The following is a 15,443-nucleotide window of genomic DNA, read 5'->3' as shown; positions in this document are numbered from 1 at the left end:
ACGGTGGGTCAGCTGGTCAAGAAGACCGGCCGCACCACCCAGTTCACGACCGGCCAGGTGACGGTGCTGAACGCGACGGTCAACGTCGGCTACGGGGCGGGTCGGGTGGCCCGGTTCTGCAACCAGATCGTCACCACCAACATGTCGGCCGGCGGCGACAGCGGGTCGCTGGTGCTGGACTGGGACAACCAGCCGGTGGGGTTGCTCTTCGCCGGCTCGTCCGTGGCCACGATCCACAACCCGATCGCGACGGTGCAGCTGGCCCTCCAGGTGCGGATCTGGCCCTGATCGGTCAGCCCGGTGGGTCGTCCTCCTCGAGGGCCACGACCGGGTCGCTGAGCACCACCCGCACCGGCAGTCCGTGCACCGTGCCGGGCAGGTCCGGGGCGGGGGTGCCGGCGTAGACCACGACGCAGGGATCCCCGTCGTCGGTCTGCCCCAGCCCCACGGCGGAGACCTGCGCCGCCGACCCAGTCGCTCGCCTCGGCCAGCGCGGCCTCCTCGGCCCCGCTGGGCGTCGGCCCGGGCCCGGGGGTCAGCCCGTCATCCGAGCCGGCTCGCCCGCCGGTGTCGTTCACCCTCCCACCGTAGTCCTCGCGCGCCTGCTGCGCTCCTGGATCCTCCGGCTCGGTGAACGCGGCCAGGAACTCCACCAGCATCCGGGCGCTCTGCTCCCGGGGCAGGGTCTCGATCAGGGCCAGCACCGCCGTCAGGTCCAGCTCGCCCTCCTGCCGGGCGGCGCGGGCCAGTTCGGCCGGGTCGGGAACGGCACGCTGCCCCGCGCCAGCATCGCTGGCATCCCCACGGACCTCGTCGCCACGGACCTCGTCGCCACGGACCTCGTCGGCCGCCGCCACCAGCGCGGCCGTGAGGTCCTTCACCAGTCCTTCGGTGACCGGCGTGATCGTCAGGTGGGTCGACCGGGGCAGCACCGTGCCGTCGGCCTGGGTGAGCGCCGGCTGGCCCTGGAGCACGAACCCGCGCCGGGCGACGGCAGCCGACCACCGGTGCGGATCCACGCGGTCGGCGGCCGGGACGGTCTCGTCGGCCACGACCGCCAGGAGCGGCCCGACCGGGTCGCCCAGCACCCGCAGCCCGCGGATTCCCCCGACGCAGGCCCGCACCGCCGCCGTGGCGGCGACGAGACGCCCGGTCAGCTCGACATACCCCGGCGTCCCGAGCGCGCTGGTCACCGCCCACGCCGCGGCGAGGGAGGTCGCGGACCGGGAGCCCAGGACGGTCGGGTTCACCACCGGGTAGCCCGGCCAGTCGGTGAGCGCGAAGTAGCGTGCCCGGTCCAGGGCGCGGTCGGCGAACAGCACGAGCGAGGCGCCCTTGGGGGCGTAGCCGTACTTGTGCAGGTCCGCGGAGATGCTGGTCACGCCGGGCACCCGGAAGTCCCAGGGGGCCACCGGCCCACCCCCGGCAGCCTCCCAGAACGGCAGCACCAGCCCGCCGATGCAGGCGTCGACGTGGCAGGGGATCCCGGCCTCGCGGGCGGCCGTGGCGACCTCGGCCACCGGGTCGGGGACACCGTGGGGGTATGCCGGGGCGCTGGTGACCACGAGCGCGGTCGCCTCGTCGAACCGGTCGGTGAGGGAGCGGGCCGGCAGCGTCCCCGTCGCCGGGTCGACCGGCACCACGTCGACCGTGAGGTCCAGATAGTGGGCCGCCTTGTGGAACGCGGCGTGCGCCGTCGAGGGGAGCACGATCGTGGGCCGGGTGCGGTGGCGTCCGGACCCGTCGCCGGGCGCGTCCCCGTCCGTCCGCGCCCGCCAGGCGTCCCGGGCGGCCTTGACGGCCAGCAGGCAGCTCTCGGTGCCGCCGGAGGTCACCGACCCGACCGCGTCGGGGCCGTGGAGCACCTCCCGGCCGAAGCGGACCAGGTCCCCCTCCATCAGGGCCACCGACGGGAACGTCGTGGGGTCCAGCCCGTTGACCGCCTGCACCTCACGGGCCGCCCGCGCCGCCAGCTCGTCCAGGGCCGCGAGGCCGCTGTCGTAGACGTAGGACAGCACCCGTCCGCCGTGGGTCGGCGCGTCGTGCTCGCGGTAGGCGGCCAGCCGCGCGAGGACGGCCTCGGTGTCGATCCGTGGGCTGCTCATGAGGGCTCACGGTAGCGGCGCAGCACCAGCAGGCTGGCAGCCACGAGCGCCGCCGGCAGCACTGAGAACGCGACCACGATCGCCACCAGAGCCGCCCCGGGCTGGGCGAGCACGGTGTCGGCGGTGGTGGACCGGAAGCCGGTGAGCGCCAACAGGGCCAGCACGATGCCGGGGCCGGCGGCCAGGCCCGCGGTCTCCGCGGCGGTCCACAGGCCGCTCATGGCCCCGCCGCGTGCCCGGCCCGCCGAGGTGATGACGTCGGGGAGCATCGCCAGCGGGAAGAGCTGCATGCCGGCATACGCGACACCGGCCAGGCAGACTGGCAGGTACAGCCAGGCGCCGGGCACCCACACCAGGCCCACCAGGGCCGTCGTCGCGACGGCGAACAGGACCGAGGCCAGCGTGAACGCGCGCGGCTTGCCGTGCCGTGCGGCATACCGGGTCCACCAGGGCATGACCACCAGGGCGGGGGCGACCAGGGCGACGAAGAGGAAGGTGAGCACCGACTGCGCGCCCAGGGTGTAGGTCGCGACGTACTGCGCGGCCGCCAGCATGGTGCCGGTCGCGAGCGCCTGGAGCACGAACGTGGTGAGGAGGACCCGGTAGGCGGTCACCTCCCGGAGCGCGGCCAGGCCCTCCCGGTAGCCCTGGAGCCGGGTGCCACCGACGGCGGAGGGACGCGCCGGCCCCGACCGGTGTCCGCGCACCCCCAGGATGGTGCCCAGCATCCCCGCGCACAGCAGCACGGCGACCGCCACCCCCATCACCAGGTAGCCGGTGGCCCCGCCGCCCGCGGCGTCCCGCACGCCGGGCCCGCCCGCGCCGACGAGCAGGATGGCCAGCGCGAGGACGGCGATCCGCCAGCCCATCAGCCGGGTCCGCTCGTGGTAGCTGTCGGTCAGGTCGGCGGGCAGCGCGATGTAGGGGACCTGGAACAGGCTGAACGCCGTCGTGGCGAGCACGAAGCAGACCATCACCCAGCCGGCGGACGCGGCCGGGCCGAGGCCGTCGGGGACGGCGAACATGCCGACGAAGCCGACCGGCAGGGTGATCGCCCCCACCGTCATCAGCCGGGTGCGGGTGCCGCGCCCGCCTGCCTCGCGGTCGCTCAGCGCCCCGACCGCAGGGTCGATGAGCACGTCCCAGACCTTGGGGACGATGACCACCAGCGTGGCCAGGATGGCCGGGACCGCGAGCGTGTCGGTGAGGTAGTAGGCCAGCACCAGTCCGGGCAGGGTGCCGAACCCGCCGGTGCCGACGCTCCCCGCCGCGTAGCCGGCGACGGCGCGGCGCGGGATGCGTGGCATGGGCCGCAGACTAGTCCCGCGGGGCTCGCCCGCGACCGCGTGGATATAGTGAACTCGAATGTTGTCTTAATCCCGTGCCCCGATTCTGGAGTTCACCATGCCCCCACAGCAGCGCAGGCCCCGCCGGCAGACCGTCCTGGAGGTGGTGGCGGTCGAGCGGCTCGCCCCGCACCTGGTGCGGATCGTGGCGGGTGGCCCGGGGTTCGCCGACTTCGAGGACAACCCCCACACGGACAAGTACGTGAAGATGCTCTTCGCCGACCCGGCGCTGGGGCTCACCCCGCCCTACGACCTGGACGCGTTGCGGGAGCAGTTGGCCCCCGAGCAGCTGCCGAGCCGGCGCACCTACACGGTGCGCTGGGTGGACCACGAGGCGGGGCAGCTGGCGATCGACTTCGTGACGCACGGGGACGAGGGCATCGCCGGGCCCTGGGCCGAGCGGGCCCAGGTCGGCGACCCGGTCGTGTTCAACGGTCCGGGTGGCGGTTACACCCCGGACGCCGAGGCCGACTGGCACCTGCTGGCCGGGGACGACGCGGCCCTGCCGGCGATCGCCGCCGCGCTCGAGGCGCTGCCCCGGGACGCCGTCGGGGCGGTCGTGCTCGAGGTCGACTCCGAGGCCGACCACCTCGAGCTGGACGCGCCCGAGGGCGTCGCCGTCACCTGGCTGCACCGCGACGGAGCGGTGCCCGGCACCACCAGCCTGCTGGCCGACGGGCTGCGGGCGGTGCCGTGGCGCGAGGGGCGGGTGCACGTCTTCGCCCACGGGGAGCGCGAGGCGATGAAGTCGCTGCGCGACTACCTGTTCGGGGAGCGGGAGCTGGAGCGGGCCCAGGTGTCACTGTCCGGCTACTGGGCCTACGGTCGTACCGAGGACCGGTTCCAGGCGGAGAAGCGCGAGCCGATCGGCCAGATCCTGCCGGCCTGACGGCATACGGTCAGCGGTTGGCCGTCCGCAGTCAGCCGTCAGATTCGAGGGCGGTCGTCGCCGCCCGAGCGGCGGCGGTGAGGTCGCGCAACACCGCCATCGTCTCCTCGGGACGTTGCCCCGTGTGCTCCAGGAACTCCAGGTAGGCACGCCCGAACCGTGCGCGGGCCTGGGTCATGGGGCCGGTCGCTGCCGGCGTCAGCCGCAGTCGTTGTCGCCGCCGGTCGTCCGGGTCCCGCTGCCGCTCGACGAGGCCGGCGTCGATCAGGTGCGCCAGCCACTCCATCACCGTGGTCAGCGGGACGGACAGGTGTGCCGCCAGCCGGCTCGCGCTGATGCCCGGGTGCAGCTCGATGAGGCTGGCGACGGCGTAGTCCCGGGGGGTGAGCGGGCCGCCGCGCATCGCCGCGTCCAGCAGCGAGGTCACCGCGCGGTCCAGCACGAAGACCTCCAGGAGCGGCGTCGGCTCGAGTCCCTGTTGCGGTGGCGGTGTGGGCATGGGGAAAGGGTAGGGCTTGGAGAAAATGCTACGAAATCGTAGTAATCTCCCCACATGAGAGTCGCCGGACACCGTGTCGCCGTGCTGGCCGCCGTCCTGTGCGGGGTCGCTGCCTGTAGTGGCGGGACGACCTCGACGGGCTCCTCGGGCTCCTCGGAGGTCGAGGTGTCCACCGGTCGCAGCAGTGACGTCCTCGACCTGCCGGAGGTGGGGGTGGAGACGGTGACCACCGCGTTGGCGGTGCCCCGCGAGGTGATCACCATCGACGACGACACGGTGCTGATCTCGGGGCAGGAGGGTGTCGTGCTCGTGCTGACCGACGGCGAGGTGCGGGACGAGCCGTTCCTCGACCTGACGGCCGACCTGGAGCAACCCACGGGTCAGCAGCTGGAGCGAGGTCTGCTCGGTCTCGCGCTCGACCCCGGCTTCGCGGACAACGGCCGCGTCTACACCCTCGGGACCTACCCCGCGGCGGACGGTGCGCGGGGGCAGACCTCGACCCTTGCGCGCTGGACCGCGGGCCCCGCGACGCTGACCGTCGACCCGGCCTCCGAGGAGGTCCTGGTGGAGGTGCCCCGCAGCTCGGTCGATCACTCCGGCGGCGAGATCGTCTTCGACTCCGAGGGGATGCTCGTCACCGCGCTCGGTGTGGACAGCCCCGAGGCCGACCTGGCGCAGGACCCGGCCGAGCTGGTCGGCACCGTGCTGCGCCTGGACGTGTCGGGGCAGGAGGGGTATGCCGTGCCGGAGGACAACCCGCACGGCGCCGCCGCCGAGCGGGACGACGGCTGGGCGCCGGAGGTCTACGCCACCGGCTACCGCAACCCCTGGCGTGTGGCGTGGGACCCCGCCCTGGGGGTGTTGGTCGGCGTGGCGATGTCCCGCGACGGGGAGCAGCAGGTGCACCTGCCGGAGGCGGGTGACAACGCCGGGTACCCGGGCCTGCCCTACTCCTGCTGGGAGGACGGGGTGGCCGTCACCGGGTGCACCGAGGGGCCGGACGGCGCGGCCCTCACCCCGCCCGCTGCCTCCTACCCCGGCCAGCAGGGGCGGATCCTGAGCGGGGTCGTCCCGGTGCGTGACAGCGGGATCCCCGAGCTGGAGGGCTCGATCCTGGTCTCGGACTGGAACGGTTCCCTCTTCGCAGCGACGCCCGGCGAACCGCCGTGGGTCATGCGTGAGGTGGAGCTCGGGGAGTCGTTCCTCCCGGTGGGCGGCTACCTGTGGGACCTGGACCGTGACGAGCAGGGTGCGTTGTACCTCATGGTGACCAGCCGGTCCCTGGACGAGGGCTCGGTGCTCCGCCTCACGACGGGGTGACCACTCCGCATACGGGCCGTCGGTCCGCCCCGGCTGTCCACAGGCAGGGGCGGGGAGTTGTGGACGAGCAGCCGTGGGCTGTGGACGACAAGGCCCGACCTGGGGACGACACGCCGCGACCGGGCGATCCGGGCCAAAAGTTCACCTGCGAGGCCTTGCGCCGGTGGGGCGAGAGCACGTAGGCATGTCCTTGCGCCTTCACCCCGGTGGCGGCGCGATGCGATCGGAGACAACGACCCCTCGGCGGTCTCCGCCAGGCAGTTCGGTGACGCGGCTGCCCGGGTCGGCCCTCCCTGATCGTGTCGACCGGAGCGTCACACTTCCCGGTCTCGAAGGGTCCCCGGCACTCATACTGCCGGGGGCCCTTCATCCCGTTCTGCCACCCAGTCGGCGGCTCAGCTCTCCGGCGCACCACCGCACGGCGCCCACGAGCTCCTGCTGCGCGCCCGGGCCGACCTCCGCGCTGGGGTAGGTCAGGGCGATGCCCGCCACCGGGTGGCCGTTGTGGTCCGTGGCGGCGCTGGCCACCGAGGCGAGACCGGGCGTCACCGTGCCGACCTCCGTGGCGAATCCGGCCGCGCGGATCTCGGTCAGCCGCCGTCGTAGCGCGCTCAGCGACGTGGGGCCCTGACCGTTGCGCTGCACGAAGGCCTCCGCCGATGGGTACAGCGCCCTGACCTGGGCACTGGGCAACTGGGCGAGCACCGCCAGGCCGCTGGCCGTCAGCGTGGCCGGCAACCGGACCCCGACGTCGGTGACCAGCGAGGGACGACCCGCGACGCGCTCCTCGATCACATAGAGCACGTCCCGGCCGTGCAGCACCACCAGGTGCCCGTTCTGGCCCGTGCGGTCCGCGAGCCTGGCCAGCAGGGGCCGCGCCAGCCGCTGCATCGGCTCCTGCCGGGAGTAGGCCGACCCCAGCTCGAACACCGCCACCCCGAGCCCGTAGCGCCGTTCCTCCGGCAGGTGCACCACGAACCCCTGGCCGACCAGCTCGGCGAGCAACCGGTAGGTGCTGGACCGCGGCAGACCCAGTTGCCGCGCGATCGCGGCGGCGGGCAGCGGGCCGGCGTGCCGGGCGAGCAGCTTGAGGACGGCGAGCGCGTGCCCCGCGGCGGGTGCGGTCGCCACGGTCACCTCTGTCCCGGGTCGGCAGCCATGAGTCGAGTATGTCGTCAGGAGCCGTCAGTGTGCCCGTGCGGCAGGTGTGTGGCCGGCCCTCGACACTCATACTGCCGAGGGCCTCCCGGGAACTGTGTCCACAGCCACCTGTGGATAGAGTGTGGACATCTCATGATTCCGGTGGGTAAACGCGAGGTTTCTGGGGAGAAACCTGTGCACGAAGAGATTTGTCGAGAAAGTTTGGTCCGGGGTCTTGTATTGCGGCGTGCGGCCACGTAGAAATCTCCTATCGCTTTCCCGCAAGGGAAGGTGACACTCCCTCGGAGACGAGGATCCGCACATGGGTTTCGGCCCATGAGCACGCACACGGGTTTCGGCCCGTGAGCACCCGGAGGGCTTCGGCCCGAAGGACCGGCCCGGTGACGGGGTCGGTGGATCCGATCGGACCGGAGGAGCAGGCCGGAAGCGTCACCGTCCACCGGTCGCCCGAAGGGCCCTTGGCACTCATACTGCCGAGGGCCCTTCACCTATGTGGGGACGAATGACCTATGTGGGGACGACTGTGGGCCTCGCGCACCGCGCCACCTCCTGGCGGGATTCCCTCGGACTATCCACAGCCGGGTGTGGACAGCCGGTGGATAAAGGCAGATTTCGGTGGGTAACGGAGTGATTCCTGGGGAGAAACCTGTGCACGAAGAGATTTGTCGAGAAAGTTTGGTCCGGGGTCTTGTATTGCGGCGTGCGGCCACGTAGAAATCTCCTATCGCTTTCCCGCAAGGGAAGGTGACACTCCCTCGGAGACGAGGATCCGCACATGGGTTTCGGCCCATGAGCACGCACACGGGTTTCGGCCCGTGAGCACCCGGAGGGCTTCGGCCCGAAGGACCGGCCCGGTGACGGGGTCGGTGGATCCGATCGGACCGGAGGAGCAGGCCGGAAGCGTCACCGTCCACCGGTCGCCCGAAGGGCCCTTGGCACTCATACTGCCGAGGGCCCTTCACCTATGTGGGCTTCGAATGTTGGGCGTGTGGCCCGCTCAGCTGCTCGCCGAGCAGGCCTCGGTGTAGTCCATCCCGTCGAACGTGCTGCCGTGGAAGAAGGTCCCCTCGGACTCGGTCCCCAGCGGCGCGTCGGGGTTGGGGGTGGAGACGATGACACCGGAGACCGCGACGTCCTTGCCCTCGCCGCCGTAGGTGATGGGCTCGGCCATCCCGGCGAAGTCGACGGTGAGCCCGTCGACGGCGGCGCGCAGCCCGGCCCGCGTCAGGTCGCCGTTCTCGGCGGCCTGCTCCAGCAGGGCGTGCATCGGGTAGTTCATCGTCCAGCCGATCAGGTAGCCACCGTTGGCCGGCAGTTCGCCGTCCAGCGACGCCTGCATGGCCGCGACACCCTCGCTGGCACCGTCCCACTGCTCGGTGGGTGCCATGTGGTGGTACATGGCCAGGAGCGCCGGGGCCGCGCCGCTGTCCAGCAGCGCGGGGTTCCAGGTGGGCAGCGACCCCAGGAAGGTGCCGGTGTAGCCGCTCGCTGCCAGCTTGCCGACGATCTCGGCGTTCTCGGCCGGTCCGGTGGCCAGCACGACGACGGTCGGGTCGGCCGCCATCACGGCGGCCACGACCGCGTCCTGGTTGCCGGTGACCTGGTTGGGACCGGTCGGCACGACCGTCACGTCCGGGTCGCCGTTCGCACCTGCCCACAGCTCGACGCCGGCGGCGGAGTCGCCGCCGTAGTCACCGGGGTAGCCCACGGCGGCGATGGAGGCCACCTCGCCGTGGTTCTCGGTGAACCAGTCCAGCCCCGCCGCCGACTCCACGCAGTAGGAGTAGCCGTGCTCCAGGATCAGACCCATGTCGTTGGCGGTGAAGGCGTAGCCGGACCACCAGGAGGCGGGCACTGCCACGATGTCGTTGGCGTCCATGTCCGCCAGCACCGACTCGGTGTTCACCGTGCCCAGGCTCTGGGCGATCGCCAGGATGTGCGGCTCGATGGACTGGTAGGCCGAGGCGTGCTCCGCCGGCTGGTACTTGGTGTCCCGGGTGTAGGTGTCGATGTCGATGTCGTAGCCGGCGATACCGCCGTCTTCGTTGACCTGCGCCCAGTAGTTGCGCTGCGCGTCGGTGATCGGCACGGCGAGCGCCGCGAACGGCCCCTCGGTCAGGTCGGAGAGGACGCCGAGGTAGATGCACCCGTTGTCCGGGTTCACCCCGTCCGGGCAGGGCTCTTCGGTGACGCCCTCGCCGGTCTGGATCGTGCCGTCTCCGGTGTCGCCTGCGTCGTCGGCGTCGTCACCGGTCTCGTCATCGGCGTCAGCGTCGGCGTCTGCCTCGCCGCCGTCCGCGTCCTCGGCGGCGGCGACATCGGGGTCCTCGTCGTCGACGGCGGTGCATCCGGCGAGGGCGAGGGCCCCCGCGGCACACAGTGCCAGCAGCGTGCGTGGTGTTCGGGTGGTGGACATGTGCACTCCTTTGTGCGTGGTGGGGACGGATCAATAGCTGAAGGGCCAGGCCTTGAAGTAGGTGCGGACGCGGTGCCAGAGGCCGAAGAGGCCACGCGGCTCCAGGATGAGGAAGACGACGATCAGCACCCCGAAGAGGATCGACTGGAGCTGGAAGACGTTGATCAGTCCGCCGCTGCCGGTGGACACGAACGGGATCCAGTGCGACGCCCACTCCAGGACCCGGGGGAGCAGCACGACGAAGGCGGCCCCGATCAGGGTGCCGGTGATCGTCGCGACCCCGCCGATCACGACGATCGCCAGCAGGTTGATCGCCATCAGGATGTTCCACTGCTCCGGGGCGACGCGGCCGATGAGGATGGCGAGCAGGGCACCGGCCACGCCGGCGTAGGCGGAGGAGAGCACGAAGGCCAGGGTCTTGGTCCGGAGCAGGTTGACCCCCATGATTTCGGCGGCGATGTCCCGGTCCCGGACGGCCGCGAAGGCCCGCCCCGTCCGGCTCCGGGCCAGGTTGCGTGCGGCGACGCCGAGCACCACCAGCAGCACCAGGCAGATCAGGTAGAGCGAGATTGGCGGCGTGATCAGCAGCGGACCCAGGGCATAGGTGCGGGTCAGGTCGTTGCCGAACAGGACCGGCAGCGCCCCCGCGCGGCCCACCCCGGAGCCGCCGGTCACCGCGGCCCACTGCTTGAACAGTTGCTCCCCGAGCATGAGGAGCCCGAGGGTCAGGACCGCCAGGTACAGGCCGCGGACCCGCGTCGCCAGCGGGGCCACGGCCAGGCCCACGAGCGCCGGCACCACCGCCGCGGCAGGCAGCGCAAGGGCCAGGTCCAGCTCCATCCCCAGGACGGTGTTCCCCGGTCTGCCGCCCACCACGGCGGCGGTGTAGGCGCCCAACGCCATGAAGAACGGGTGCCCCAGCGAGATCTGGCCGGCGTACCCGGTCAGCAGGTTCAGACCGATCCCGGCGATCGCCATCACCATCGCCGTGGACAACAGGTGGGTGAGGTCCCGGGTGAGCAGGAACGGCGCCGCCAGCGCCACGACGAGCGCCAGCAGACTCCACCACCGCTTGGCCGGCGTGTTCAGCAGGGCCTGGTCGTCGGCATACCGGGTGAACAGCCGCGGCCGCCCCCGGGCGACCGACCGGGGCACCCTGCCGCCGCCGGGCCGCGGCTCAAGTGCCCGGGACTGGCCCCCGAGGCGCCGGGACCTGCCGTCGGACGCGTCACGCTGGAGAGTCGTCATACCCGGTGCACCTCCGGGGTGCCGAACAGCCCGTACGGTCGGATCAGCAGCACCGCGATCATCACGGCATACGGCACGACGTTCTCGAAGTTGGGCCCGAGCCACGGCGCGTGGATCGGCTGGTAGGCGCTGGTGAGGGCCGAGATGACCCCGATCGCCAGGCCGCCGATCACGGCGCCGCGGAAGGAGTCGAGGCCGCCCAGGATCAGGGCGGGGAGGGCGACCAGGGCGAACAGGGCGTCGTTGGCCTGCACGACCGAGCCGTCGGCGGCGAGTAGCACCCCGGCGAGGGCCGCGAGGGCGCCGCCCATGGCCCAGGACAGTGAGAACATCCGGCCGACGTTGATGCCCTGGGCCAGCGCGGCCTCCTGGTCTAGCGAGGTGGCGCGCATCGCCAACCCGGTCCGGGAGCGGCCCAACCACCAGCCGAGCAGTGCGAGCACGACCATCGCGACGACGAACCGCCCGATGCTGTGCTGGTACACCGGGACGGAGCACAACGGGCCGGACCCCTCGATCAGGCAGATCCGGTTCAGCTGCCACGGGTCGTTCACGGTGCGGGCACGGGCCTCGAACAGCCGGAAGGCCACGATCAGCAGGATGATGAACAGCCCGACGGTGACCAGGGCCGTGGAGAAGGCGGGGCGCCCCACCATCGGGCGGATCGCGACGCGCTCCAGAGCCGCTCCCACGACGCCGACGACCAGCATCCCGAGGAGCACGGCGACCGGGAACGGCCAGCCCAGGTCGACCGCGAAGACCGAGGTGAAGAAGGTGCCCAGGATGAGCAGGCCCGGCTGGGCGAAGTTCAGCACTCCCGTGGCCCGGAAGATGATGACGAAGCTCACCGCGATGAGGGCGTAGACCGAGCCGGTCCCCAGCCCGCTGAGGACGGCCGCGGTGGCGGTGCCCATCAGCCGGCCCTCCCCAGGTCCGCGCCGGCGTGCTCGGAGGTGTCGGCATACATGTCGTCCACCAGGTGCGGCACGGTGGCGGCGAACGCGGCCCGCTTGAGCTTCTGGGTGGCCGTCAGTTCGCCGTCCTCGTGGTCCAGCTCCTTGTGCAACATCCGGAACTTGCGGACCGACTCGACCCGAGCGAAGCGGGTGTTGACCTCCCGGATCACCCCGGCGACGAGGTCCACGGTCTCGGGCCGGGTCGAGAGGTCGCGGTAGGTGGTGTATTCGATCCGGCGCCGGGAGGCCCAGTCGGCCACGGTGTCGTACTCGATGCCGATGAGAGCGGTCAGGTAGGGGCGACGGTCTCCGATCACCACCGCCTCGCGCACGTAGGGCGAGGCCTTGATCGCGTTCTCGATCTCGCTGGGGGAGATGTTCTTGCCGCCCGCGGTGATGATGATGTCCTTGATCCGGTCCACGATCCTCAGGTGGGTGCCGTCGACCCACTCGCCGACGTCGCCGGTGTGCAGCCAGCCGTCCTCGCCGAGCACCTCGGTGGTGGCCTCCGGCTTGTTCCAGTAGCCGGCGAACGTGCCGTCGTGCCGGGTCAGCACCTCGCCGGTCGCCTCGTCGAGGGCCAGCTCGATCCCCGGCTGGGCCTCGCCGACGGTGCCGAACCGCACCCGCCCCGGATAGTTCGTCGTGGCCACGGCGGTGTTCTCGGTCATCCCGTAGGCCTCGTGGATCACCACGCCCATGGACAGGAAGAACCGGAGCACCTCGGGGGAGATCGGCGCCGCGCCGGACAGTGCGTGCCGCACCTTGGCCAGACCGAGGTGGCGGGCGAGCTTGCGGTTGACCAGCACCCAGGCGAGCGCGCCCAACACCCGGGACAGCAGGGTCTGCCGACCGTCCGCGGCCATCCTCAGGTCCGCCGCCCGCAACCCGAGACGGCTGCCGAGGGCGTATGCCGTGCGCTTGAGTCGGGAGGCGTTCGCCACCTTGATCGCGACGCCGGCCTGGATCTTCTCCCAGATCCGGGGGACCGCGAAGAGCACCGTCGGCTGGACCTCGGCCAGGTCCGCGGTGACCGTGTTGATGGACTCGGCGAAGTGGACGACCGTGCGGTTGCGCACCCCGCCCCAGGTGCTCACGGCGCGCTCCACGACGTGGGACAGCGGCAGGTAGGAGACCAGCACGTCGTCCCTGCCCAGCCCCCGCTCGCCGAACATCCCCGGTGCCCGGGCATAGGTGTCGGTGCCGAAGGCCACGTTGCGGGCGGTGAGCATCACGCCCTTGGGTGGCCCGGTGGTGCCGGAGGTGTAGATGAGGGTGACCAGGTCCTCCGCGGTGCGCTGCGCGTCGTGCCCTTCCAGCAGGTCGGGGTCCTGCGCGCGCAACTGCGCGCCGCGCTCGATCATCGCGTCGATGGACAGCAACCGCGGGTGGCTGTAGTCCGACATCCCTCGGGCGTCCAGGTAGACGACCCACTCCAGGGTGTCGATCTCGTCGACGAGCTCGAGGGCCTTGTCGACCTGCTCCTGGTCCTCGGCCACCAGCACCCGGGCGCCGGAGTCGCCGAGGAGGTAGCGCACCTCGGCGACCGGGTTCGTGGGGTAGAAGCCGACGATGACGGCGCGCAGGCTGCCGGCGGCCAGGTCCGTGTAGAGCCACTCGGGGCGGTTCTCGGACTGGATCGCCACCCGGTCACCCGCCCCCACACCCAGCGCGGCCAGGCCGTAGGCCACCTGCTCGACGTTGCGCAGGTAGTCGGCCCAGGTGATGTCCTGCCACAGGCCGTAGCGCTTCTCCCGCAGCGCCACGGCGTCGGGGGACTCGGCCGCCGCCTCGCGCAGCAGCCTGGGCAGGTAGGTCGGCTCGGTCATTCCAGCGACTCCAACTCGTCGACGACCTCGTCGGCGATGTCGGCGTCGGCCACCTCGGCCACGACGTCCTCGCTCGCCCCGCCCAGGTAGGCCGCGATCACGGCGGGGTCGTGCTGCACCTGGGCCGGGGTGTCGAGCGCGATCACCTTGCCGAAGTCCAGCACCAGCACCCGGTCGGCGAGGTCCATCACCAGGCGCATGTCGTGCTCGACCATGATCATGGCCACGCCCAACTCGGCCCGGATGTCGAGGATGAACCGGGCCATGTCCTCGGTCTCCTCGGCATTCATCCCGGCCACCGGCTCGTCCAGCAGCAGCAGCGCCGGGTCCATGGCCAGCGCCCGACCCAGCTCGATCCGCTTCTTGATGCCGTAGGGCAGGATCCCGACCGGCATCGCCCGGACGGCGGCCAGGTCGAGGAAGTCGATGATGTGCTCGACCGCCAGGCGTGCGGCATACTCCTCGCGCCGCGCCGACGGCAGCCAGGCCATCGCCTGCCACCACGGCACGCCCAGCGCGTGGTGCCGTCCGAGGAGGAGGTTCTCCAGGACGGTGAGGTTGTCGAAGAGCTCGATGTTCTGGAAGGTGCGGGCCACCCCCAGTGCGGCGATCCGGTCCGGCCGCATCCCTCGCAGGGACCGCCCGCGGAAGGCGAGGTCTCCGACCTGGGGGCGGTAGACCCCGGAGATGGAGTTGAAGATGGAGGTCTTGCCCGCACCGTTGGGCCCGATGATCGCGAACAGTTCGCCCTCCGCGACGTCGAAGGCCACGTCGTCCAGGACGGTGTTGCCGCCGAAACGCAGGGTGGTGTCGCGGACGTCGAGGAGTGGCGTGTCAGTCACGACAGCCACCGCTTGCGTCGCTTGTAGTGCTTGACGTCGCGCAGTGAGGACTCCCCGCCGACCCCTAGGTAGAACTCCTGGATGTCCGCGTCGGCGCGCAGCTTCTCGGCGGGCGCGTCCATCACCGTGATGCCGTTCTCCATGACATACCCGTGGTGCGCGATGGACAGGGCCATGGCCGCGTTCTGCTCGATGAGCAGCACCCCGGTGCCGGCCTCGTTGATCGTGACGATCAGGTCGCGGATCCGCTCCACCATCTTCGGGGCCAACCCGAGGCTGGGCTCGTCCAGCAGGAGGTAGCGCGGCTCCGCCATCAGGGCCCGGCCGATCGCGAGCATCTGCTGCTCGCCGCCGGAGAGGTAGCCCGCCCGTCCGCCCTTGCGGTCGGCCAGCACCGGGAACATCGAGTAGACGCGGTCGAGCCGCTCGGCGACCAACTTCGCGGACGTGGTGTGGCCACCGACCCGGAGGTTCTCCTCCACGGTGAACTCCACGAAGACCCGGCGACCCTCCATCACCTGCCCGACCCCGGCCCGGACGACCGCGGCGGCGTTGCGGGTGTCGAGTTGCCGCTCGTCGATGGTCACCGATCCGCGGGTGATCCGGCCGCGGTGCACGTCGAGCAGCCCCGTCATTGCCCGCAACAGGCTGGTCTTGCCGGCCCCGTTGGCCCCCAGCAGCGCGACGATCCGGTCCGGCCCCACCGAAAGACTCGCGCCCCGGAGCGCGAGCATGACGTCCTCGTAGACCACCTCGAGATTGTGGACGGCGAGCACCTTTGCTCCTCAGGGGCCGATCGGACGGGGACGGTCGGTTGCGCTGAACATAGTGT

The 15,443-nt window shown here is 71.7% G+C and carries 12 protein-coding genes; 2 read left to right on the top strand and 10 right to left on the bottom strand.

Translation table 11 applies throughout. The features are described from left to right. Positions 1–89 precede the first annotated feature (89 nt). Both AC1QRC_RS01310 and AC1QRC_RS01305 read right to left on the bottom strand, forming a co-directional pair. Positions 90–2,105, bottom strand: a complete 2,016-nt coding sequence (locus AC1QRC_RS01310; RefSeq protein WP_484205063.1) for a pyridoxal phosphate-dependent decarboxylase family protein — start codon at positions 2,103–2,105, stop codon at positions 90–92. Then, positions 2,102–3,412, bottom strand: coding sequence for an MFS transporter (locus tag AC1QRC_RS01305; protein WP_484205062.1), 1,311 nt, complete (start codon positions 3,410–3,412; stop codon positions 2,102–2,104). The genes AC1QRC_RS01310 and AC1QRC_RS01305 overlap by 4 nt, the downstream gene beginning before the upstream one ends. A gap of 97 nt (positions 3,413–3,509) precedes the next feature. Between AC1QRC_RS01305 and AC1QRC_RS01300 the strand changes: the two genes are divergently transcribed. Then, positions 3,510–4,340 carry a siderophore-interacting protein gene (locus AC1QRC_RS01300; RefSeq protein WP_484205061.1) on the top strand — a complete coding sequence of 277 codons (831 nt, stop codon included), beginning with the start codon at positions 3,510–3,512 and terminating at the stop codon, positions 4,338–4,340. A 31-nt stretch (positions 4,341–4,371) separates the two neighbouring features. On the opposite strand, the gene AC1QRC_RS01295 is transcribed toward AC1QRC_RS01300, so the two are convergent. Continuing rightward, positions 4,372–4,839 (bottom strand): MarR family transcriptional regulator, encoded by a 468-nt coding sequence (locus AC1QRC_RS01295; protein ID WP_484205060.1) that lies wholly within the window; start codon positions 4,837–4,839, stop codon positions 4,372–4,374. A 54-nt stretch (positions 4,840–4,893) separates the two neighbouring features. Between AC1QRC_RS01295 and AC1QRC_RS01290 the strand changes: the two genes are divergently transcribed. After that, positions 4,894–6,159 carry a PQQ-dependent sugar dehydrogenase gene (locus AC1QRC_RS01290; RefSeq protein WP_484205059.1) on the top strand — a complete coding sequence of 422 codons (1,266 nt, stop codon included), beginning with the start codon at positions 4,894–4,896 and terminating at the stop codon, positions 6,157–6,159. Between the two features lie 366 nt (positions 6,160–6,525). On the opposite strand, the gene AC1QRC_RS01285 is transcribed toward AC1QRC_RS01290, so the two are convergent. The 7 genes from AC1QRC_RS01285 to AC1QRC_RS01255 form a co-directional block, all read right to left on the bottom strand. Next, on the bottom strand, positions 6,526–7,290 hold the full coding sequence (locus AC1QRC_RS01285; RefSeq protein ID WP_484205058.1) for an IclR family transcriptional regulator: 765 nt from the start codon (positions 7,288–7,290) through the stop codon (positions 6,526–6,528). Positions 7,291–8,317: 1,027 nt separating this feature from the next. Beyond that, positions 8,318–9,736, bottom strand: coding sequence for an ABC transporter substrate-binding protein (locus AC1QRC_RS01280; protein WP_484205057.1), 1,419 nt, complete (start codon positions 9,734–9,736; stop codon positions 8,318–8,320). Between the two features lie 30 nt (positions 9,737–9,766). Next, on the bottom strand, positions 9,767–10,984 hold the full coding sequence (locus AC1QRC_RS01275; protein WP_484205056.1) for a branched-chain amino acid ABC transporter permease: 1,218 nt from the start codon (positions 10,982–10,984) through the stop codon (positions 9,767–9,769). Continuing rightward, positions 10,981–11,898, bottom strand: coding sequence for a branched-chain amino acid ABC transporter permease (locus AC1QRC_RS01270; protein WP_484205055.1), 918 nt, complete (start codon positions 11,896–11,898; stop codon positions 10,981–10,983). Before AC1QRC_RS01270 ends, AC1QRC_RS01275 begins: the two co-directional genes overlap by 4 nt. Then, on the bottom strand, positions 11,898–13,769 hold the full coding sequence (locus AC1QRC_RS01265; RefSeq protein ID WP_484205054.1) for an AMP-dependent synthetase/ligase: 1,872 nt from the start codon (positions 13,767–13,769) through the stop codon (positions 11,898–11,900). Before AC1QRC_RS01265 ends, AC1QRC_RS01270 begins: the two co-directional genes overlap by 1 nt. After that, positions 13,766–14,611, bottom strand: a complete 846-nt coding sequence (locus AC1QRC_RS01260) for an ABC transporter ATP-binding protein (protein WP_484205053.1) — start codon at positions 14,609–14,611, stop codon at positions 13,766–13,768. Before AC1QRC_RS01260 ends, AC1QRC_RS01265 begins: the two co-directional genes overlap by 4 nt. Then, complete coding sequence (locus AC1QRC_RS01255; protein WP_484205052.1) at positions 14,608–15,387, bottom strand: ABC transporter ATP-binding protein; 780 nt, start codon at positions 15,385–15,387, stop codon at positions 14,608–14,610. The genes AC1QRC_RS01260 and AC1QRC_RS01255 overlap by 4 nt, the downstream gene beginning before the upstream one ends. Positions 15,388–15,443 lie beyond the last annotated feature (56 nt).

The organism is Ornithinicoccus sp., assembly GCF_057176825.1.
The sequence above is the reverse complement of the archived record's forward strand: the minus strand, read 5'-3'. Positions and strand labels throughout refer to the sequence as shown.